This is a genomic window from Roseburia lenta (assembly GCF_014287435.1).
Taxonomy (GTDB): Bacteria; Bacillota; Clostridia; order Lachnospirales; family Lachnospiraceae; genus Pararoseburia; species Pararoseburia lenta.
Map to the genome: position 1 here is coordinate 289,693 of NZ_JACOPG010000003.1, position 22,071 is coordinate 311,763.

General features: G+C 43.8%; 21 protein-coding genes. 19 read left to right on the forward strand and 2 right to left on the reverse strand.

The features are described 5' to 3' along the window. The first annotated feature begins 8 nt into the window (after window positions 1–8). From H8R94_RS08785 to H8R94_RS08795, 3 genes are read left to right on the forward strand one after another with little or no spacing between them, the layout of a single operon-like run. Window positions 9–1,016: a glycosyltransferase family 92 protein gene (locus tag H8R94_RS08785; protein WP_186854438.1), complete on the forward strand. Its 1,008-nt coding sequence runs from the start codon at window positions 9–11 to the stop codon at window positions 1,014–1,016. A 6-nt stretch (window positions 1,017–1,022) separates the two neighbouring features. Next, a complete protein-coding gene (locus H8R94_RS08790) occupies window positions 1,023–2,474 on the forward strand; it encodes a lipopolysaccharide biosynthesis protein (RefSeq protein WP_186854439.1) in 1,452 nt (483 codons plus the stop codon). 11 nt (window positions 2,475–2,485) lie between these two features. After that, on the forward strand, window positions 2,486–3,556 hold the full coding sequence (locus H8R94_RS08795; RefSeq protein ID WP_118281597.1) for an acyltransferase family protein: 1,071 nt from the start codon (window positions 2,486–2,488) through the stop codon (window positions 3,554–3,556). On the opposite strand, the gene H8R94_RS08800 is transcribed toward H8R94_RS08795, so the two are convergent. Then, window positions 3,553–4,479 (reverse strand): NAD-dependent epimerase/dehydratase family protein, encoded by a 927-nt coding sequence (locus tag H8R94_RS08800; protein WP_118281598.1) that lies wholly within the window; start codon window positions 4,477–4,479, stop codon window positions 3,553–3,555. The genes H8R94_RS08795 and H8R94_RS08800 overlap by 4 nt on opposite strands. A 165-nt stretch (window positions 4,480–4,644) precedes the next feature. Between H8R94_RS08800 and H8R94_RS08805 the strand changes: the two genes are divergently transcribed. The 6 genes from H8R94_RS08805 (at window position 4,645) to spo0A (H8R94_RS08830) (ending at window position 11,037) form a co-directional block, all read left to right on the forward strand. After that, window positions 4,645–6,321: a DUF6020 family protein gene (locus H8R94_RS08805; protein ID WP_186854440.1), complete on the forward strand. Its 1,677-nt coding sequence runs from the start codon at window positions 4,645–4,647 to the stop codon at window positions 6,319–6,321. Beyond that, window positions 6,284–7,222 carry a glycosyltransferase family 2 protein gene (locus tag H8R94_RS08810; protein ID WP_118281600.1) on the forward strand — a complete coding sequence of 313 codons (939 nt, stop codon included), beginning with the start codon at window positions 6,284–6,286 and terminating at the stop codon, window positions 7,220–7,222. The genes H8R94_RS08805 and H8R94_RS08810 overlap by 38 nt, the downstream gene beginning before the upstream one ends. A gap of 71 nt (window positions 7,223–7,293) precedes the next feature. Beyond that, window positions 7,294–7,866, forward strand: coding sequence for a dTDP-4-dehydrorhamnose 3,5-epimerase (gene rfbC / locus H8R94_RS08815; protein ID WP_118281601.1), 573 nt, complete (start codon window positions 7,294–7,296; stop codon window positions 7,864–7,866). Between the two features lie 624 nt (window positions 7,867–8,490). After that, on the forward strand, window positions 8,491–9,438 hold the full coding sequence (locus H8R94_RS08820) for a sensor histidine kinase (RefSeq protein ID WP_186854441.1): 948 nt from the start codon (window positions 8,491–8,493) through the stop codon (window positions 9,436–9,438). Further along, entirely contained in the window at window positions 9,435–10,136 is a 702-nt protein-coding gene (locus tag H8R94_RS08825; protein WP_158573051.1) for a LytR/AlgR family response regulator transcription factor, read from the forward strand. Before H8R94_RS08820 ends, H8R94_RS08825 begins: the two co-directional genes overlap by 4 nt. A gap of 121 nt (window positions 10,137–10,257) precedes the next feature. Next, window positions 10,258–11,037 (forward strand): sporulation transcription factor Spo0A, encoded by a 780-nt coding sequence (gene spo0A / locus H8R94_RS08830; protein ID WP_186854442.1) that lies wholly within the window; start codon window positions 10,258–10,260, stop codon window positions 11,035–11,037. On the opposite strand, the gene H8R94_RS08835 is transcribed toward spo0A (H8R94_RS08830), so the two are convergent. Continuing rightward, a complete protein-coding gene (locus H8R94_RS08835; protein WP_186854443.1) occupies window positions 11,013–11,765 on the reverse strand; it encodes a helix-turn-helix domain-containing protein in 753 nt (250 codons plus the stop codon). The genes spo0A (H8R94_RS08830) and H8R94_RS08835 overlap by 25 nt on opposite strands. A gap of 212 nt (window positions 11,766–11,977) precedes the next feature. Here H8R94_RS08835 and H8R94_RS08840 point away from each other — a divergent pair, with 212 nt between their 5' ends. The 10 genes from H8R94_RS08840 (at window position 11,978) to H8R94_RS08885 (ending at window position 21,832) form a co-directional block, all read left to right on the forward strand. After that, window positions 11,978–12,943: a glycosyltransferase family 2 protein gene (locus H8R94_RS08840; protein ID WP_186854444.1), complete on the forward strand. Its 966-nt coding sequence runs from the start codon at window positions 11,978–11,980 to the stop codon at window positions 12,941–12,943. Window positions 12,944–12,985: 42 nt separating this feature from the next. Then, entirely contained in the window at window positions 12,986–13,780 is a 795-nt protein-coding gene (gene spo0A / locus H8R94_RS08845; protein WP_118281607.1) for a sporulation transcription factor Spo0A, read from the forward strand. A gap of 88 nt (window positions 13,781–13,868) precedes the next feature. Continuing rightward, complete coding sequence (locus tag H8R94_RS08850) at window positions 13,869–14,330, forward strand: GtrA family protein (protein ID WP_118281608.1); 462 nt, start codon at window positions 13,869–13,871, stop codon at window positions 14,328–14,330. Window positions 14,331–14,341: 11 nt separating this feature from the next. Further along, window positions 14,342–16,159, forward strand: a complete 1,818-nt coding sequence (locus H8R94_RS08855) for a glycosyltransferase family 39 protein (RefSeq protein WP_186854445.1) — start codon at window positions 14,342–14,344, stop codon at window positions 16,157–16,159. A gap of 40 nt (window positions 16,160–16,199) precedes the next feature. Next, a complete protein-coding gene (locus tag H8R94_RS08860; RefSeq protein ID WP_118281610.1) occupies window positions 16,200–17,423 on the forward strand; it encodes a UTP--glucose-1-phosphate uridylyltransferase in 1,224 nt (407 codons plus the stop codon). Continuing rightward, a complete protein-coding gene (locus H8R94_RS08865; RefSeq protein WP_118281611.1) occupies window positions 17,420–17,620 on the forward strand; it encodes a DNA-directed RNA polymerase subunit M in 201 nt (66 codons plus the stop codon). Before H8R94_RS08860 ends, H8R94_RS08865 begins: the two co-directional genes overlap by 4 nt. A gap of 81 nt (window positions 17,621–17,701) precedes the next feature. Continuing rightward, window positions 17,702–19,111: a sugar transferase gene (locus tag H8R94_RS08870; protein WP_186854446.1), complete on the forward strand. Its 1,410-nt coding sequence runs from the start codon at window positions 17,702–17,704 to the stop codon at window positions 19,109–19,111. Continuing rightward, window positions 19,111–20,526: a glycosyltransferase family 2 protein gene (locus H8R94_RS08875; protein WP_118535364.1), complete on the forward strand. Its 1,416-nt coding sequence runs from the start codon at window positions 19,111–19,113 to the stop codon at window positions 20,524–20,526. Before H8R94_RS08870 ends, H8R94_RS08875 begins: the two co-directional genes overlap by 1 nt. A gap of 107 nt (window positions 20,527–20,633) precedes the next feature. Further along, window positions 20,634–20,771, forward strand: coding sequence for a hypothetical protein (locus tag H8R94_RS08880; RefSeq protein ID WP_186854447.1), 138 nt, complete (start codon window positions 20,634–20,636; stop codon window positions 20,769–20,771). After that, window positions 20,768–21,832, forward strand: a complete 1,065-nt coding sequence (locus H8R94_RS08885; protein WP_186854448.1) for an LCP family protein — start codon at window positions 20,768–20,770, stop codon at window positions 21,830–21,832. The genes H8R94_RS08880 and H8R94_RS08885 overlap by 4 nt, the downstream gene beginning before the upstream one ends. Window positions 21,833–22,071: the final 239 nt, after the last annotated feature.

A 22,071-nucleotide genomic window follows, 5' to 3' on the forward strand; every position in this document is an offset into this window, starting at 1 on the left:
AGAATATCATGCAAAAAGAAATGAAGCAGACACGGTATTTGATGTTAGATCAGCCGGCGAATGGAAAACAAGGCAGATGGATGCATCTGGCATATAAGGGGATGGCAATGCTGTATCAATGGGCGTGGAGGATCAGTCCTAAGAAGCGCGATATGGCGGAGAGACAATACAAGGTCTCTATAGGGGCAATTTTTAAGAATGAAGCCCTTTATCTCAAGGAATGGATTGAGTTTCACCGCATTGTGGGGGTGGAGCATTTTTATCTTTACAATAATAATTCTGATGATAACTACCGTGAAGTCTTAGAGCCGTATATCAAAAGAAATATCGTGACTCTGGTAGACTGGCCGAAAAACCAGGCGCAGATAGAGGCGTACAAAGACTGCATCCATAAGTATGCAAAAGAAACGCGCTGGATGGGATTTGTGGATATTGATGAGTTTGTCGTGCCACGAAAGACAGATAATATTTACGATTTCTTACAGGCATTTGAAAATAAATATGGCGCGGTCAAATTATACTGGCGTATGTATGGGACATCAGGGCATATGGCGCGTGATGTGAAGGGGCTTGTCACAGAAGATTTTACGGTGTGCTGGTCCAAGTATTATGACGTAGGAAAATGTTTTTATAATACGGCATTCGGATTTGACGAAAAATCGCCGAAGAATGATTATTTGCATCACAATTTATGGACCAACAATGGCAGACGTAATCTTCCTCCGGTCAATATTTTTGGCAAAGTATGTTTTGGGGATGTCAATGTGATCCCGACAGCGGAGTTTCCGATACAGATCAATCACTATTTTACAAAATCATATCAGGAGTATGCATGGAAAAGGGCAAAGGGGGATGTATATTTTAAAGTAAATCCTCATGACGAAGAATACTTTTATAACCATGAAAAATGGTGTGAAGCGACAGATTATGCTGCATACAGATATTTGATTAAACTAAAACATGCAATGGCACAAGGGCAGCAGCCGGTGTCAGCAGAAGATGAGCAGGAGATCTAAGAGAGTATGGCAGAACCATCATTGAAAAAACAGATCATGTCAGGTATGGTATGGAAATTTGCAGAGCGTTTTATCGCACAGGGAGTTTCCTTTATCGTATCGCTGGTATTGGCGCGCATATTGATGCCGGATGATTATGGTGTTGTATCTATCATTAATGTCTTTATTACAGTGGCAGATGTTTTCTTGACGAGTGGCTTAAATACAGCCCTGATCCAAAAACAGGATGCGGATGAACTGGATTTTTCAACAATCTTTTATTGTAATTTAGGTCTGGGAATTTTATTATATGCCATTTTGTTTGTGGCGGCACCTTGGATGGCAAAAGCATACCATATGCCGATATTGACATCTGCCGTGCGTGTATTTGCATTGCGCCTGCCGATTTCCGCCTATCAATCCATACAGACGGCATACATTTCCAGACGTATGGATTTTAAACGCTTTTTCTTTTCTACGATCATAGGTACTTTGGTGTCTGCTGTCGTTGGCATTGTTATGGCGCTGCAAGGATATGGGGTATGGGCATTGATCGCACAGTATCTGACAAACACGATCATTGACACCCTGTTTTTAGCAGTTACGGTTCGCTGGCATCCGCGCCTGATGTTCTCCTGGAAAGCGGCAAAGCCTATGATCCGCTACGGCGGAAAGGTTATGATGACAGACCTGCTTGGGACGGTATGCAACAATTTGGGAGATTTCATTATCGGAGCCAAATACACGTCAGCGGATTTGGCGTATTATACGAAGGGAAAACAGCTGCCAACATTGATCAAGAGTAATATTTACACCTCCTTGATCAGTGTTCTGTTTCCGGGAATGTCAAAGATCAATGACGAGGGCGAAAAAGTGAAGGCTTTATCAAGAAAGAGCATCCGTGTATTGACCTATATCATTTATCCCTTGATGACAGGGCTGTTAGTAGTGGCAGAGCCATTGACGATCTTTTTGTATACGGAGAAATGGATCGCTATGGTTCCGTTTGTCTGGGTCGTATGTATTGAGGCAATTTTTTCAGTGCCCGGAACGATTACCCTACAGTCAGTTAAGGCAATGGGCTACAGTGATAAAATGCTGAAGGCAGAGATCTTCAAGAAGCCAATTCTGATCCTTTCGATCATCATTGCCATGCAATATGGCGTGATGGCGATTGCGTTGACGCTTCCTTTAAATACCTTGTTGGAATTTGTGATCAATGGTGTAATGGCGCATAAGACCGTCGATTATTCGATCAGAGAGCAGTTATGGGATTGCCTGCCGGCAACCATTATGTCAGTCCTTATGGGAGCAGGCGTGTTGTTGGTAGCCCATTTACCATTGGGACTTGGGACGATAGCATTACTGTTTGTAGAAATTCTGGTGGGTATTGTTATTTATGTTTTGCTCTCCGTGATAACGCGCAATGAGGAGTTCATGGCATTGGCTTCTATGGCAAAACAATATCTTAAGAGATAAAGGGGTTAAGTATGATAAGTAAAGGGGAAAAACGAAATTCCAGTTTGGACTTGTTAAAGATCATTGGTATGTTCCTTATCATTGCACATCATTATTATGTGCATGGAGGATTTGCACCGGTCAGCGTGGATAATATCAGCAAGGGACGCATCTTTTTGGAGCAAGTCTCTATGTACGGATCATGGAGTTGTGATCTTTTTGCGCTGATCACGGGCTTTTATATGATCGGATCTCGGAATGACGGAAAGAAACGTTTGAAAAAGATCTTACAATTAGTAGTGGAAATATATTTCTATGCGATTGTAATCTTTGCAATATTAGCCTACAAGGGATTGGCGGCATTTTCTTTTTTCAATATGCTGCGGGTCGTTTTCCCGACCTTGTGGGGAAATTGGTATATCATAGCATATTTGCTGTTCTATCTTTTGGTGCCATACATCAATCCTTTATTAAATCAGTTGTCGCAAAAGGAGTATAGACGGCTCCTGCTGATCTTATTCCTTTGTTGGTCTGTTGTACCAACGCTGACACAGTTGGATAAATCATGGGAATTTAGCAATGTGGACTTTTTCTTTGTCATGTATGCGTTTGGAGGTTACTATCGTTTACATATATATGGAAAGAAAAAGTATGCAAACGTATGGAATGCCCTTGTGGGAATGATCTGTTTTGGCATAGCCATAGGATCTGTGGCACTTTGCAATTATGTGGGGATTAAGTGGCAGAATAATTCAATTTTGGGATGCGCACAGTATCTGATGCCTTTGTATTCTTTTGTTGGCGTGATCTGGGCACTATCCTGGTTTGCCTTTTTTGCCAATGTCAATTTCTATTCGAAACTTGTGACATATATTGCGGGCTCAGTTTTTGGTATTTATATGATACATGAGAATGACTTCTTGCGACCTGTGGTCTGGACCATATGGAAACCGAATGCATTGCAGACAGTTGAACCATATGGTCAGTTTGCAGAGAAGATGTTAGTAGTTTTCTTTGGATGTTTATTGATTGATATGGCTCGTAGGTGGCTTTTCTGGGGCATTGGAAAACTACTGGGCAGTATAAGGAATCTTATAAATTAGGAATGAGCTTTAAGAAAATCAGCAGTACGCCGGATGCCATCATCGATTGGAGTGTGAACTAGTGTACCAAATTCCGTTTCGTATCGTGTGATGTCCAGATAATTTGCGGGGAGATCGACACTGCGCTTTTTTTCATAATTTACGTCTATTCTGATATCAAGCACAGAACGAAGATGATCAATTAAGTCGTTGAGACTTGTTCCGGTGCCACTACCAATATTATAGATATGATATTGGGGGGATCCAAAGGCGATTTTTAACATTGCGTCAATGGCATCATCAATATAGATATAATCGCGAACAACAGATCCATCTCCATAGACATGAAGTGTCTCTTGGTGAAGAGCCTTGTAAGTGAAGGTGGTGAGGGCACCAAGTTTTCCGTTTGGACGCTGATATGGTCCGTATGGGTTCGCTAGACGCAAAATACTATAGTCAATCCCATGCATACAATGGTAGAGATGACATATCTTCTCGATTGTCAATTTCTGGATGCCATATGCGGTAATGGGATTTGTAGGGGCATTTTCTGTGATTGGACATGCGACATTTCCATATACGGTTCCACCAGAGGAAATAAAAATAATTTTGGAAACATGATGCTTTACACTGGCTTCTAGTAAGCGAGTGGAAAAAGTAATATTTTCGTTTAATTCGGCTTCAATATCATTATTAGAAGAAGACGGATTTGTCGTACTGACGAGATGAAATACAAGATCTATATTTTCCAGAATATTCTCGAAGTTGTGTGTCTGTGTGTGGAGCGCAAGGCAAGAGACATTATTGGCAGCAATAATTGTCTCATTAGTGAAATATGAAGTGTCTGTGTCGGTAATTGTAATGTGATTTGCAGGATTTTTCATCAGTGCTAATGTAAGGTTTGTTCCTATAAAACCAGCGGCACCAGCAATTAGAATGTTCATGATAATACCTCTATTCATATATTGTATAAGGGTAGTTTACATGATGAGATGAATGTTGTCTATGAGAAATTGGTTATAAATATGTATACTATTTAATAGAATCAGATGCATACAGACATACAAAGAAGCAACAACTAAAATAAATAGAGAGGGGACAAATCATACATGGATTTCAAAAAATCAGTAGTTGGATTACGAGATAAATTTGCAACAATACTATTCTCCATTGGCTTGTCGGCTGTGATTATACTTGGAAAACACATACATCTTACTGATCAGGTTTACCAGGGTACAGGGAACACAATTGATAGTTATCATAGATATGATCTGGCAGAAGGATTATTATTTGCATGTTGTATTTACATTGGTATCTTATTGTGTGAACGAATGATTAAGAAAAGACCTATTGAAATAAAAGGAGTTTCGGGAGAGCGCATTCCACTGGGGAAAATCACAGTAAGTAGTATCGTCCTGATGCTTCTATGGTCACCATATTTATATGTTTATTATCCTGGATTTATCTTTGGCGACAGTACAGCAAATATTGCGCAAGCCTTGGGACAGCAACCGCTTACCAATCATCATCCGGTTGCATATGTGTTGTTCATTCGATTATGCCTTCGTTTGGGGCAACATCTAGGCGGATTGACAATGGGCCTTGCAATTTATTCTGTGATACAGATGGGAATTATGGCTCTGGGAATTGGATTGATGGTTCAATGGATACGGACGCGATTTCGATTGAACCGATGGCTTACTTGGCTGATGCTTGTAGTCTTTGGATGTTCGCCATATATTGCTCAGTATTCGATTGCTATCTGGAAAGACCCGATTTTCTCAGTTACAATTGTTTGCGTCACAATCTTGTTATTTGATATACTATATGTAGAAACAGACAAAAAACAAAATATTATAAGAAATATCTTATTACTAATTTCGGTATTGGCTATGATCTTTAGCCGGAATAATGGCTTTTATATTGCAATAGCGATAGTATGTTTGTCAGTGTTCTTGCTGTTTAGAAAAATGACCAGGCAAAAAGGCATACAGATATTGGTAATATGCTTGATAGTAATGATTGCTTCCAAGTTTATTACTGGACCGGTTTATGATGCATATGGTATTGTAAAGGATGATGAAAAAGCGGAAAGTTATGGAATCTTTCTGGCACAGATGGCACGCGTTGTTGTTGAGAACGGAGAACTTTCTGCAGAAGACAGTGATTATATGGGGCGTTTGTTACCTATGGAGGAATATCAGTCAGCTTATACACCATGTTTGGTAGATAATCTGAAGTGGAACCCCAATTTTCAAAAAGAAGTGCTGGAGGATGGATTTTTTCGTACATATCTATCCATTCTGAGAAAGAATCCGCGTATTTGTTTTGAAGCGTGGGAATTACAGACCTTTGGATTTTGGTCGGTGAATCAGAAGTGGGTCAATGGATTTACAGGAAATATCTTGAATGGTGTGCCAAGAAATATCTATCCTGAGTATGGAATGGGGGTAGAGGGAATTGAAACTAAATTGGTAGATAATAATTCATTCTTGACAAAAATGTTCCCATATACAGCACGATGTATACCAATTGGATATATTCATTGGTTATTGATTGGAGTGGCTCTTTTTGCCTTGTTGCGCTTGGATTTTCGCCGGCTTACTGTGCTTGCACCGGCGCTTGGACTTATGGCTACACTTATATTAGCTTCGCCAATATCTTACTGGCCGCGCTATGGACTTGCCCAACAATTACTGTTACCATTATTTATAGTAATGATATTTCTACGAGAAGGAGAACACCAAAATGGACAAAATTGCAGTTTTAATACCTTGCTACAATGAAAGCAAGACGATCGAAAAGGTTGTTACAGATTTTAAGAAAGCCTTACCGGAGGCAACCATTTATGTATTTGACAACAATTCCTCTGATGGTACGGATGAGATTGCCAGAAAGGCAGGGGCGGTTGTTAAGTATGAATACCAGCAGGGCAAAGGTAATGTTATCCGCCGTATGTTCCGCGAGATTGATGCAGAATGTTATGTGATGACCGATGGGGATGACACCTATCCGGCAGAGAGTGCCAGAGAGATGGTGGACTGTGTGTTAAATCATCATGCAGATATGGTGGTGGGAGACCGCCTCTCATCCACATATTTTGAGGAAAATAAGCGACCTTTCCACAATTTTGGGAATTCCATTGTGCGATCTTCCATCAATAGCCTTTTCCACACCAATATCAAGGATATTATGACAGGCTATCGGGCATTCAGTTATCAATTTGTAAAGACCTTTCCGGTTCTCTCCCAGGGCTTTGAGATCGAGACGGAAATGAGCATTCATGCAGCAGATAAGAATATGTTTGTAGAGAATGTGATTATTGAATATCGAGACAGACCTGAAGGCAGTGAGTCAAAGCTAAATACATACAGTGACGGATTTAAAGTGCTTCGTACCATTGCAAGCCTGTTTCGTACGTATAAACCAATGGCATTCTTTGGCGTGATTGCATTGATTTTGGCGGTATTAGGCGTTGGGTTTATGATACCTGTTTTGGTTGAGTTCAATCATACAGGTCTGGTGGAACGTTTTCCGACTTTGATCGTATGCTGCTTTGTTATTTTAGCGGCGATGGTTTCCTTTTTTGCGGGACTGCAACTCCAGACGATCACGCGAAAGAACCGGCAGGATTTTGAGATGGAACTGCAACATGTGCATTATGAGTACGAACATTTGGAAAAGTAGACTAGACGAACGTTTTATGTGTCTGTATAATAGATAGCAGATAAGACTAGAATCACAGGAAGGTGTTAATCATGGGAAAAATAACAGTAACAGATGATTGCAATGGAATCAAAGGATTGAAGGTCATTGAACCGACCGTTTTCGGTGATGACAGAGGATATTTCATGGAGACTTACAACTACAATGATTTCGCAGCAGCAGGGATCGATTGTCAGTTTGTGCAGGATAATCAGTCAGCATCCAAAAAAGGCGTTCTTCGCGGACTTCATTTTCAGATCAATTATCCACAGGATAAGTTGGTGCGTGTGATCAGCGGAGAAGTATTTGATGTTGCAGTGGATCTCCGCGAGGGTTCCGAGACATTTGGCAAGTGGTTTGGCGTGACTTTGACAGCTGAGAACAAAAAGCAGTTCTTCATTCCAAAGGGATTTGCACATGGATTTATCGTTCTCTCCGATCACGCAGAGTTCTGCTACAAAGTAACCGATTTCTATCATCCAAATGATGAAGGTGGTCTGATGTGGAATGATCCGGATATTGGTGTAGAATGGCCGATGCCGGAAGGTATGACAGCAGATGATCTGATCCTGTCTGATAAGGATAAGGTAAATTCCTCATATAAGGATTATGTTGTAGGTAAATAAAAGCATCGTGAATATGATGAGATGATAAGCCAGCCCGATGGGGCTGGCTTTTTTGCGCGAAAAATTAAGGCATTGACGCGAAAAATCTGGGTAATGTAATAAGAAAAGTTATTGTCTTCTTGAATTTTTGAAAGGAGGACAGTGACTTATGAGTATGTTTGATGTTATCGAAAACTGGATCAAAAATCTTGTTCATGGTAAGTAGAATTTAGTACCCCTTTTTCCGTTCTGTTGGTATAATTTAAGAAAACGGGAAAAGGGTGTAAAATAATGAATATCATCTTTTCATTTATTAGCAATGTGGAATATGTAGGCTTGATTATTACAATTATCTCATTGATATCTCAAATATCGCTTAAATGGAACAAGACAAAGGCATTATGGACAATAGGAGTGATTTTTGCATATACACTGGAATCTGTGTATGTGAAAGATGCAAATAAACAAATGCTCATATATGTAGTGACAATCATAGTGATCTATAAAATTATCTTAGTGGGAAACCCTATTAACATCTTATTTAGTACAGTAATAGCAATGGTGTTGATCAGTATCATGACACAATTGTTAAAAGTAACAACAATTACATTTCTGTCGATCTTTTCTATTTCAGTAGCAGAAATCATGGTTAAAATTGTTACGCAAACCATTTTGTGGATCGTAATAGGTCTGCTTTACTGGTATATATTGAAAAATTATGCGTCAGAAATGAAGAAAATACCATTGAGATATATCTTTGTTTTTATGATTGTCTTGGCTGCGGAATGTTTTAGTATCACCTTTTTAGGGGAATTTGTATTAAAGGCGTTAGATTATGAACGAGCATGGATAGCAGAACTCGCCTACGTCCTTATGGGACTTGGCGTCTTCGTCCAACTCGGACTTCTCATCGCTCTCTATTTTTCGCGCAACACCTACCGTACCCAGCAGGCGCTGGCGACAAAGTATCTGGAAGAACAAGTGGCACATTATCAGTATCTGAGTGAGCGCGAGCAGAATACCAAGCGCTTCCGTCATGACTTCAAGTCGCATATGGCTATGGCGAAACAGTTATATGAGGAAGGCAAGCGGGAAGAGTTTGAAGCCTATTTTCACAAGATGACAGAGCAGATCGCCGCCATTGGCAATCGTGTGACCGTCAACAACGATATAGCGGACGCCATCATCAACCGCTACTATGATGAAGCGGCACTGGCAGGCATTACCATGGAGGTGGAAGGTCACTTCCCGGGAGAATGTTATGTGTCTGCTTACGATCTTTGTACCGTCTTATCCAATCTTTTGAGCAATGCTATAGATGCAGAGAAAGAAGCGGGCGGTAAGACCATATACTGCGGCGTACGTTATGATGAGACACAGATTTTAATTGTAGTGAAGAATGATTATGTCAATCCGATCAAAAGGACTGACAATCGGTTTGTATCAACGAAAGGAGATTTACGACATCAGGGGTTTGGGATTGCCAATATCAACGAGGTGGTCCGTAAGAATAACGGACACATCTTTTATGATACAGCAGATGCCCGATTCGTCGTTCGGTTAAGTTTATGCAATATGAAGCAGAATTCTTGAAGATTGCGGTAGTGGACGATGAACCACTATGGCAACAGAAGACAGTAGATGTGATCGAGAATAAATATGGTCTGGATGCACCACATATCGACCGCTATTCCAGCGGCAGGGAACTTTTAGACCGGAACACCTATTACGATATTCTGTTTATGGATATCGAAATGGAGGGGCTGGATGGTTTTGAGACAGCAAAACGTTATCAGAAGCAATACGAATATGCAAAGATAGCCATGCTGACCTCCCATACCGAGTTGAGCCGCAGAGGCTATGTGGTCAATGCTTTTCGATACATTGATAAAGCCTGCATGGAGGCGGAGATCACGGAGGCGCTGAGTGCAGTGCGCAAAGCCAAAGAAAAGGAGCGGTGTATTGAGGTTAATATCGTAGGACTCGGAACCATGCCGATTCTGATAAAGGACATTATCTATGTCAATATGAACCGCAGAAATATCCTGATCCACACGCGAAAGGGGGATTTCATCAGTTCTTGTACCATGCATGAGATGGAGGATCTGGTAAAGGGCTGCGGCTTTTACCGGAGTCACCGTTCCTATCTGATCAATTTAGATGAGACCATCAATTACGAGGGTATGAATATCATCATGAGTGATGGGACCAAGGCATATCTGAGCAAGGATAAACAATCCGAATTTAAAGAAAAACTGTTGGCACGCAAATTTGAAATGGCAAACGGATAAGATGTGATTGCAGAGATTGACGCAGAAAACGACAGGTTTCGCGCATGCAGACTGGAGGGAAACGAGAAAAAATGATAAGGTTTCCATGGGTTATGAAGTTGATATAAGGAGACTGGGCGTTATGGACAAAATTACGATTGCTATCGCGGATGACCAGGAGATGACAGTGGAGATGCTATCCAATATCGTGGCATCGCAGGATGATTTCGTTTTGGCAGGAACTGCCGGAAATGGAGAGGAAGCATTGGACTTGGTGCGCCGGTGCAAACCGCAGATCTTATTGCTAGATATGATCATGCCGCTGGTGGACGGAAAAGAAGTAATGCGGCAACTGCAATCGGATGAAACTATATCACCAGACACCAAAGTGATCGTCGTTACCGCGGCAGACAGGCGGGCATTAGCAGAAGAAATGTTTGCGCTGGGGGCTCTTTATTATATTATCAAGCCTTTTGATTCGGAGACGATCATTCAAAGCATTCGTGCGGCATTGGGTCGGGAATTGATCTTGGAGAGTTCGGAAAATGCAGGCACGAAAGAAAACACACCGGGCAAGCCCTTGGAGCATCGCATTACGGAATTGATGCTCCTCTTGGGGGTGCCGGCGCATTTGCGTGGATACCAATATTTACGAGAGGCCATCTTTATGGTGGCGACCAGACCGGATACCAGGCATCAGATGGCAAAGATCGTCTATGGACAGATAGCAAAAAAGCATGACGTGTCGAACTACACAGTAGAACGGGCGATACGTCATGCTATTGAGATAGCCTGGAGCAGGGGGGATATGGATACCATGGATCGGATCTTCGGCTATACCGTACAGGCATCCAAAGGAAGACCGACCAATACGGAGTACATTGCTGCCGTTGCGGATTATCTGATCTTGGCAACCACATAACCGAATTTGACCCACTGGTACATATCATTGTAATCATAACTGTCGACTGTGATCGGCTCACCATACGCGGTGATCGGTTCCAGACGGCAGGGTTCTGTTTGACGAAATCGCCGGATATACAAACGGCGATTTTTCTTGTTGAGAAAAAGTCCGGTGTCACCATCTCTTGGAGGACGCTGGCAGACCAACAAAATATCGCCTGCATGATATGCAGGATGCAAATGGTTGGTCGTGACGCGCACACCACAGGTAATCTCATCCCCATAAAAGGCGCGGTAAGGTGCTACATTAAAATATTCCACATTGGAGGTATCGTAATACATGCCATCTTCCATATTGCCAAGGATGGTGTAAAGCGGCAGGAGTTCCTCCGGCGTGTCCTTTGCTTGGGCGATGGCCTCTGGTGACTGGGCAGCGATCGCGCGTTCCATTGCAATAGAGGTACGAATCGCCTGCTGACGCTCTTTGGACAGTTGACGGTAATCCATGAGAAGACTCATCTCGGGTACAATGTCGCCACAGAGTTCAAAGAAAAATTTCCCTGTCGTCTGATAGACCAGATAGGCAACATAAATAGGGATTTTGGCAGATTTGCCGGATATCATATACTTATAAGAAGAAAGGGACATCTGTAACTTTTCCGCCATCTGTGCTTGTGTCCATCCGAGTTCTTCTCTTGCTTTTTCCAGATTTTCGATAAAATTTTGTGTAATTTCAATATGTGTCATCGACTTTTATCTCCCCGAAGTCTAAAATTTCTACTTACGTTACCATTATAATTGAGTAAAGTACAAAAATCTAGGTGAGATTTTCGACTTTTGGGTCTGATATAATACACAGATGTGAAAAAGTCCATAGGGAAGATGGAATCATGGAATGTTACTTGAGTCAGTATGGATAGGGTGTTAAAATGGTAGCACGAAAAGACGAGGTGGCATAAATGATAAAAAATAATGCAAAAACGATTGCAATCTTAATGGCAACCTACAATGGTGAAAAATATGTAGAAGAGATGCTACGGTCGCTGGAAAAACAGACAGAAGACGATTTTTTCTGCTATATCCATGACGACGGTTCGACAGACCAGACGATGCATATTCTCAAAAAGTGGGTGGAAGATCATCCGTATCACTTTATGATCCTTGAGGGTCAAGCACAGGGATCTGCAAAGGATAATTTTTTTTGGATGCTTGCGCAGGTGGAATCCGACTACTATATGTTTGCTGATCAGGATGATGTATGGATGCCGGACAAGGTCGAGAAAAGTTTCAGAAAGATGAAACAGACGGAGACGCTTTGTCAGGATAAATACCAGGCATTCTGTGTTTTCACGGATATGCAGGTGGTCGATGAGAATTTGCAGGAGATTGCCCCGTCTTTCATCCGCTATATCGGACGGGATCCTTACCGTACGTCTATGGCAGAGATCATCATGGATAACCCGGCGGCAGGATGTACCATGCTGTTTAACCGCCCGCTGCGTGATGCGGCGCTAGAGTTGCGGGATCCGACCAAGATTGAGATGCATGATGTATGGATCTTGGCTTTGGCGGCGGCATATGGCACAGAACATGTCGGAGTAGTGGATGAGGCCTGTGCATATTACAGGCAGCATGCCAACAATGAGATGGGAGCCAGGACGGAGAGCAAGGCAGATAAGATCAAGCGCAATCTGATAGATTTATGCAGCGGTCGTTTTATGCAGCAGAAGCGGGCTTTTTTGCAAAAGGGAAGGGATCTGGCAGGGCAGATGTATTTGGTTGATGCCCTTCCGGAAAAACAAAAGAAAATATTGGAAGAATTTTCCGAGATCGGAAAATTGTCCAAATGGCAGCGTATAAAATTCTACAAAAAATATGGTTTTACGAGAAATCAGGGAACCGGATGGATGTATCTGTGGATATAGGTCTGCTTTTTCGTAAACGGTGGGAAAAGGAGAACATGAAAAATGAAGAAGATCAGGGTTGGTATAGCAGACGATAACGAACTTTCGCGGCAGATGCTTCGTGCGATCGCAGAAATGGACACAGATCTGGAGATCGTTGGCGAAGCGATGAGCGGTGTGGAAGCCCTGGCTTTGGTAAAGAGCCAGAAGCCGGATGTCATGTTATTGGATGTTGTCATGCCCTTAGGGGATGGTTTAGAGGTTTTGAGTCAGGTAAAAGAGGAGGAAGATATTCCGACCAAGTTCATTATGGTCAGCGCACTTGGGGACGAGCGTGTGGCGGCTGATGCTTTTGCCAAAGGGGCAGAATATTATATTGTCAAACCTTTCCACGCGGATCTGATTCTGCGCGAGATCAAGCGGAGTGTCGAAGACCGGATGCAGGGGCAAAAACAGAATGTCTTAACGCGTGTCTACAGTAATCCGCAGACGGATGAGGCGGCATGTATCCGCAGGGAGATCACCAGACTCCTGCTGGCAGTCGGTGTTCCGGCACAGTTGAATGGTTATCAGTATCTGCGCGAAGCCATTTTTATGACTTTGCAGAGTGTTGAGTATATATCATCTGTCACAAAGCGCTTGTATCCGAGCCTGGCAGACCAGTTCGGTGTGACGGCTGCTAGCGTCGAGCGTGCGATCCGTCATGCGATCGAGACATCCTGGGCGCGCGGAAGTGTGGAGATGATCGATTACATTTTCGGTTATACGGTGGATGACTGCAAGGGGAAACCAACCAATTCGGAGTTTATTGCCATGCTGGCGGATCACATCCGCATGGGCTATTGCAAGTCGGCATAAGAGGTCAGGCAAGGTTTTTGACACTCTCTTACAAAAGTGGTAAAATGCATTCATTCTGTAGATAAATACTCCCTGTAGGAGGGAATGGATGAGAAAAGAAGATATATTTGATCGGGTTGTATCCGTATCATGGCTTGGCTGGTTTCGTCCGATTTATTACAAATATCGGGAGATGTGGCTTTATGCCTTATTTGGATTAGGTACAGTACTCATCAATTTATTTGTATATTCCTTATTTACTGAGACGATAGATCTTGGTGTATTAGTGGCAAATGCGATCGCTTGGATCTTTGCCACTTTGTTTGCGTTTTATACGAACCGCCGCTGGGTATTTATTTTTCACCCCAAGGGCGTGTATGCCTTTTTTGTGCAGTTGGGCGGATTTTGCTTAGGACGTCTGCTGACACTTGGCATCGAGGAGATGATGCTATATTTCTGCATCGAGGTTTATCATTTGCCAAACATGTTGATCAAGATGTTGGCGCAGATCATTGTGATCGCACTCAATTATGTGTTCAGCAAGTTGATCGTATTCCGTGGGAAAAAGTAGGAGAGTCAGATATGACATTGATACACAAAAAGGAGAACCGCTTTGTATGGGCGGTCTTTTGGATCAGCGTGATCGTTCGAACGGTGCTGGGATGTTACTATCCCCGTACCGTTAATTGTTATCCGGACGAGGCTTTATATTTGTCGGCAGCAGCCAGTCTGTGGAACCAGCACAAGGTTTTGGCATTCAATCTGCCGACAGACTTTGGAAAGATCGGTTATTCGCTTCTGATCGCACCGGCATTTGCCTTTTCAAATCTCAGGGTGCGGACTATGGTCATAGGCTTTATCAGTGCGCTGGTCATGTCCTTGGGACTTTTTCCGGTTAATGCTCTGGCAAAGAAACTTCTGAAAGAGGAAAGATTTCGCAGATGGAGTCTGCTTTTTTATGCCCTGTCTGCGACCATGACCTATTCTATGACCTATGCCAGTGAAGTCCTCTTTATACCGGTCATGGTACTTTTGATCTATTTGATCTATCAGTTGCTGACAGATGCCTGGCATGGGAAAAAGAAGATACTCATGCTGGTTGTGACGGTGCTGGTCTGGCTGCTGGCATATCTGGTCAAGGAACTGGTACTTGTGATACCGGTGGCATTGGTCTTATATTTTGTGACAGACCGCCTGCTGGGCTGGAGACAACGGAAAGGGATGGAAAAGGACGACGTGGCACCGGGCAAAAAGCAGACCTGGAAATTTCTTCTGGCACTGCTTTTGATGGCGGTCGCCTGTATCGGGATCTACCTGTTTTCCAATGCGGGAACACAGTATTATCAACTGGGATTTGATTTGACGCTTTTACAGGAACGATTCTGGTATCTTTTATACGGAACCCTCTTTTTTATCGTGAGCACACTGATCGCCTTTTTGTTCTTGCCGATACTTTATCCGGTCATCTTTGGCAGAACGATGGAGAAAAATGCCAGAAAGTTATGTCTCTTTCTGGTCTATGTGATCGTGGTTACAGCGGCAGTTGTGTCCTATACGATCTATATCTATGAGGATTATCCAAGCCTGACCCCACGTGCGCATATCCGCTATGTGGAGTATCTTTTTGTACCGTTTTTGATCCTTCTTTTTCATCTGCTGGAACAAAAAAGACCGGTCTTTGCTTTTCGCCATGTTTTGGCGTTAGCGGCAGCCCTTGGCCTATGCCTGGTCTCCTTTGTCGGTTTTAACGGACAGACGATCGACCACACCATGCTCTTTTTCGTTCAGGTATTTTCGCAGGACGGACATACTTTTTTGCCATACAAGGCAAGGCTTTGCGTGCTGCTTTTGATAGTAATAGTGGCAATTTTTACCTATCTGTTTTATAATAAGAGCAAGTTTTTTATCACATTATTATTGTCGGGAATTTTGATCGTATCACTTGGCAATAATATATTATCCACATATGTCCAGTATAAAACACATACGCATACGCAGGCGGAAACGACCGAGGCGGAGCAGGTATGTGATTTTGTGCGGGAACATGCGGATGTCGGTATTGGGGTCATAGAGCCGGTTACCCATGAAGAATTGCTCGACACATTTCTGATCGATTGTGATAATGTGCGCAATATCGGTATTGCCGGGGGCTGGTATTTTGCCTTGACGCAGGGGAATATCAAAAAGTATGGTTTGTGGAGTGAGGGCGAAGTAGCCAAGTATGCCGGCTACGGGGCACCGCAGACGCTGGATTATATTTTGGTGTCAAATGATGCCTATACCATAGAGGAAACCGATGCTATGACGCAGGTGGCGGAGTATCCGAATCTGGGCTATACGCTCTACAAGTTAAAGGACCCTACGCATTTGCCGGTCATGTATGACAGGTCGGTAGAATAGATACGATCTATACCAGATATGAGATAGGAGAGGTATCGTAATGACAAGAAATGAAGCAGAAGAGATTTTAAAAGAACATGGACAAGAACATGTCCTCAGACATTTTGATGACTTATCCGCGGAGGCACAGGAGGGACTTCTGACCCAGATCTCCGAGGTGAATTGGGACGATCTGGCACTGGCAGGTGTGCAGGAAAAGGTGCCGGTAGGAGAGATTTCTCCGCTCAGTGCCGTGGATATTGATGAGATCAATGCGCGCCGTGCAGAGTTCGAGGAAGCAGGTTATGAGGCAATCCGGGCAGGCAAGGTTGCAGCGCTTTTACTGGCAGGCGGTATGGGAACGCGTCTGGGGCTGGACAAGCCAAAGGGCGAGTTAAATGTGGGCATCAACCGTACTTTGTACTTATTTGAAAGCCTCATCCACAATCTGATGGATGTGACAAGTGTTGCCGGTAAGAGTATTCCGCTTTACATCATGACCAGTGAGAAGAACAATGACGAGACGATCCGCTTTTTCGAGGAACACGACTATTTCGGTTATCCGAAAGAGGATGTCGCCTTCTTCGTACAGGAGATGGCAGCGGCTGTCGACTATGATGGCAAGTTGTTATTAGAGGAGCCGGGACGTCTGGCAACATCACCAAACGGTAATGGCGGCTGGTTCTCATCTTTGAAAAAGGCTGGATTGCTGGAAGATGTACATAAGCGTGGGGTAGAATGGATCAACATTTTCGCGGTAGATAATGTCTTGCAGCGCATCTGTGATCCTGCTTTTGTCGGAGCAACCATTCTCAGCGGCAAGGTCAGCGGCAGTAAGGTGGTGCGCAAGGTAGACGCTTATGAGAAGATGGGAGTTCTCTGTCTGGAGGATGGAAAGCCATCTGTTGTGGAATACTATGAAATGAGCAAGGAAATGGCAGAGAGCACCGATGAAAAGGGAGATTTGCTCTATGCTTTTGGAGTGATCTTAAATTACATTTTCCGTGTAGATAAGTTGGAAGAGATCGTGGGACGCCATCTTCCGGTACATGTGGTGGAGAAAAAGATCCCATATATTGACGAGGCGGGGAATCTGATCAAACCGGAGTCACCAAATGGTTACAAGTTTGAAACACTGGTTGTAGATATGATCCGTATGATGGATGACAATCTGCCTTATGAGGTCGTCAGAGAAAAGGAATTCGCACCGATCAAGAATTTACATGGTGTGGACTCTTTGGATTCGGCAAGAGAATTATTGGAGAGGAATGGAGTAGAGTTATGATGAAAGTTTTCATCTGTCCGGAATGTGGATGGATTCGCACAGTATCACGCAGAAAAGAAGTTGAATGTCACAAATGCAGTGGCGTGCAGATGCTGCCATCCCGTCTGACCTTTGTAGAATACTCACAGATGAGCGACGAACAGCGCGAAGATTACGCGCAGTCTTGGTTGTTTATCCACGGCAAGGCAAAGGCATAAGAGATTTTTACACGACAGAGAAAACACGCAGGGAGCATGAAAGCATCCTTGTAGAGAGTTATGGGCGTACAGGAGGCATGAATGTACCGAGACGAAAAACGTAGTTGGATGAAGCATCTGGATTTTACGATCTTAGATATGCTCATGATGGAGTTGGCGCTCATTTTGGCGTATGGCTGGCGCTTTGAGCATGCATGGCTTTTTAATCACGAATTATATGTGCGTATTGCGGTGATCGCGCTTTTGATCGATGTGTGTGTGGTCTTTTTTTCAGAGGCATACACGGGTATCCTGCGGCGAAACAAGTATCAGGAATTACGCTCGACTGTGACGCATTGCGCCGTGGTCTGGGGCGGTGTTCTGGTATATATGTATGCGACAAAGACCTCTGTGGAGTATTCCAGACAGATGCTTTTTGTCTTTTTGGGACTTTTTATCATCCTGTCCTATTTTAGCAGGGTGGTCTTAAAAAGAGTCATCCGCAAGCGCAAGTTGGAAGATCAGAATAAGGCATGGATGCTGGTTGTGGCAGATACGCATACGGTAGAACAGTGCTTAAATGAGATCGCACACGACAAGTACACGGATTTTAAGGTGTCAGGTGTCGTTGTTATTGATCAAGATATGCGGGGGCAGATGATACAGGGGATCCCGGTCGTTGCCAGTGCGGATACTTTTATGGAGTATCTGCGAACCAATGTGGTGGACGAGGTCTTTATCAACGGCAATACCAGATCTTCGTCTGAGGCACTTGCGGCAGAGATGGTGGAACTTGGCATCACGGCACACATCAGCCTGATCAATACCAAGCAGATGGTTCCAAACCGTCGTATTGAAAATTATGGAAGCTTCATTGTCCTGACATCCAGCATGCACATTGCCAATGCCAGACAATTATTTGTAAAACGCCTGATGGATATTGCAGGCGGTATTGTGGGTCTGGCACTGACGGCGATCGCTTTTGTTATCTTTGCACCGATTATCAAGATCCAGTCACCGGGACCGGTCTTTTTCAAACAGGTGAGGATCGGCAAGAATGGCAGACGCTTTAATTTCTACAAGTTTCGTTCCATGTATGTAGATGCAGAGGAGCGCAAGGCAGAATTGATGAAAGATAACGAGATGAGCGGCAATATGTTCAAAATGGAGAATGATCCGCGGATCATACCGATCGGTCATTTTATGCGAAAGTATTCCATTGATGAACTGCCGCAGTTCTGGAATGTCCTAAAAGGCGATATGAGTCTGGTGGGTACGCGTCCGCCGACAGAGGATGAATTTTTAAACTATGAATATCATCACAAGGCAAGACTGGGGATCAAACCGGGGCTGACCGGTATGTGGCAGGTCAGCGGACGAAGCGACATCACAGATTTTGAAGATGTGGTCGCATTGGATACCCAGTATATTTCCAACTGGTCCTTGGGACTGGATATCATGTTGTTATTTAAGACCATTGGTGTTGTACTTACGGGAAAGGGATCAAAATAATGGAGATGCCGGGAATTTCAGTCATTGTTTGGCTGCATGAAACGAAAGAAGCATATTTTCGTGATCTGCTGGAATCACTGGTTTCCCAGACCTATGACAGATGGGAACTTTATGTGTTGGATCAGAATCCGGCCTATGGTTTTTCTTCCATGGTAGCCGAATTTTTCCCGGAAGATGACCGGGCACATTACAGACAATTAAAGAATTCTAAGGGGAGAGCCTATGCGTATAACATAGGCTCTCATTATGTGATGGCAGACTTTGGAAAAAAAGGACGTGACCTGGAAGGTAACTATATTTTCTTTGTAGGACAGCACGATAGACTACAACCGGATGCCCTTTTGCAGATCGCCGGCGCATACAACCGCTTTATGCAAAAGCAGGAGAAAGCACCGGAGCTGATCTATATGGATCACGATATGCTGGTAGGACAGGATCGCATGGAACCGCATTTTAAACCGGAACTGAACATGGAACTTTTGCGGCATTGCAATTATATTGGGCAGCATTTCCTGGTTTCCTGTTCGGCGGCATATGCCTTGGGCGAGTTTCGCCAGCAATTGTCCTATGCCTGTGTTTACGAATATCTGCTCCGGCTGGTGGAAATGGGGGGAGCAAGTCTTCGGATTCCTATGCTTTTATATCATGAGAGAATGCGGGAAAAACTACTGCGGAAAGAGGAAAAAGTCTGGCAGAAACGTTTTGCGGCAGAACACATCCTTGCGGTAGAAGCATCTTTGCGACGGCAGGGTATCCTGCTGGACGGTTCGATCACGCCGGCAGCCGGTGGAGCATGGTGGCAGATTCCTTACGATGGCAAGGGTGTGGCGACACAGCAGCGGGACTATATGTTTTTGCATGAGCCATCGGTGCGTGCCCTGACACGGTCGAATTTGCAGAAAATGTACGGGCATTTGTGCCGGAAGGATGTTGCTGTTGTGGGAGTACGCTTTTTAAAAGGCGGATTTGCCATGGAAAACTGTGGCTTTTTATTTGATGCGCAGGGAGATATCTACCCGGCATTTTACGATACGAAGATCTATCAGACGACATACGATAATCTGGCAGGCATTCCGCGGGAGGTCAGTATGGTCGATTTCCGCTATTGCATGATCGATGCCAAGGTTTATCGAAAACTGGGAGGACTGGATCCAAAACTTTCCGGCAGAGACCAGATGCTGGATTTCTGCCTGCGTGCAAAAAAAGCAGGCTATCGTACGATCGTAGATCCGGGGATCATTGTCAAAAGTCCCGGCAAACAGGATGAGAGCAGTCGGGTTTCGCATGAAGCAATGCTGGAAAAATGGGCAGATCTGCTGGCAGAGGGAGATCCTTACTATAATCCAAATCTGCCGATGGGATTACTCAATTATCGCCTGGATGCGATCGGATCCGAAGAGGAGAGACTGGCATAGCATCTGTGAATAATGAGTGGTATTTCTTGACGACAAACTTGTTATGGTATAAAATTCTAGTTTGATATGTGCAATTTTGTAAAGAGGATTCCACAAGGGAGAATAAAATGGCAAAAAAAGAGATATACAATATAGAAATGCCGCAGGAGACATCCGACAGAAGGCGCAGTAGTGGCAGCCGTGGTGGCTCACGCCGCGACCATGAGGAAGAGGTGCGTGGCAAAGGCAAGAAGGGTAAAAAATGACCCGCAGCCAGAAACGGAGAAAGAGAAGAAAGACAATCCTCATCATTGAGGTAATTGTTTTACTTTTGCTCTTGGCAGGTCTTTTCCTTTGGTTAAAGGTCGGTCTGATCAACTGGGATGATCTGAAGAACTTAAAGACAAATAATCTGGATGAAGAAACACAGGATCTTTTGGATGACTATACGACGATTGCCCTGTTTGGTGTGGACAACCGTGCGACCGGTAATTATGATTCCGGTAACAGTGACAGCATCATGATCTGCAGCATTAACAACAACACCAAGGAAGTAAAACTGGTATCTGTTTACCGTGATACCTGTCTGGATGTGGATGGTGATGAGACATTCCGTAAATGTAATTATGCATACAATCATGGCGGACCGCAGGAAGCCATTGAGATGCTCAACCGCAACCTGGATCTGAACATTCAAAAATATGTATCCGTTGACTTCTATGCACTGGCTGAGGCGGTAGATGCCTTGGGCGGCATTGAATTGGACATTACGGATGAAGAAGCATCTTATATGAATGGTGTCGGCGGCTACATCGCAATGACCGCTGAGATCACCGGACGAAAGGGCGGCAATGTATCCGTTGGTCATCAGACGGTCAATGGTGTGCAGGCAGTTGCCTATTGCCGTATCCGTTATACTGCAGGCGGTGACTTCGGTCGTGCGGAGAGGCAGAGAACCGTCTTAGAGCAGATGGTGGCAAAATTAGATGGCGCAAGCCTGAGTGAACTGAACGATCTGGTAGATGCCGTATTTGATGATATCGGCACCAACTTTACCATGACACAGATCATTTCCATGGCAACATCCATGAAAGATTATCAGTTGGCAGGAACCGCAGGATTCCCATTTGCTAAGCGAACAGGTAACTTTGGTTCGCAGGGAAGTCTGGTCGTACCGTGTACACTGGAATCCAATGTAAAATATCTGCATGCATATCTGTTTGGAAATGAGGATGCACAGTTGTCTGATGAACTGGTCAAGATCAGTGATGATATCGTAAACTTCACCGGTTACACGCAGGATGATGCGTTGGATTACGGCTTCTAAATCTACAGAAAAAAATCCGAGGGAATTGCCCTCGGATTTTTGCGTTCCTAAAGAATGCGGATTGCATGGGTGCGTGTACAGCTGGGGCTGAACCAAGGGGGAGGCAGGGGAGGATGTATTTGAGTAAAAATTCGTCGTATCTCTGAAAGAGACTGTTTGTTTGAAAATGAACTGTCTCTTGCACAGCGCCTGTCTAACTTTGCAAAGACAGTTCTAAAAGATAAAAACAAATAGTCTCT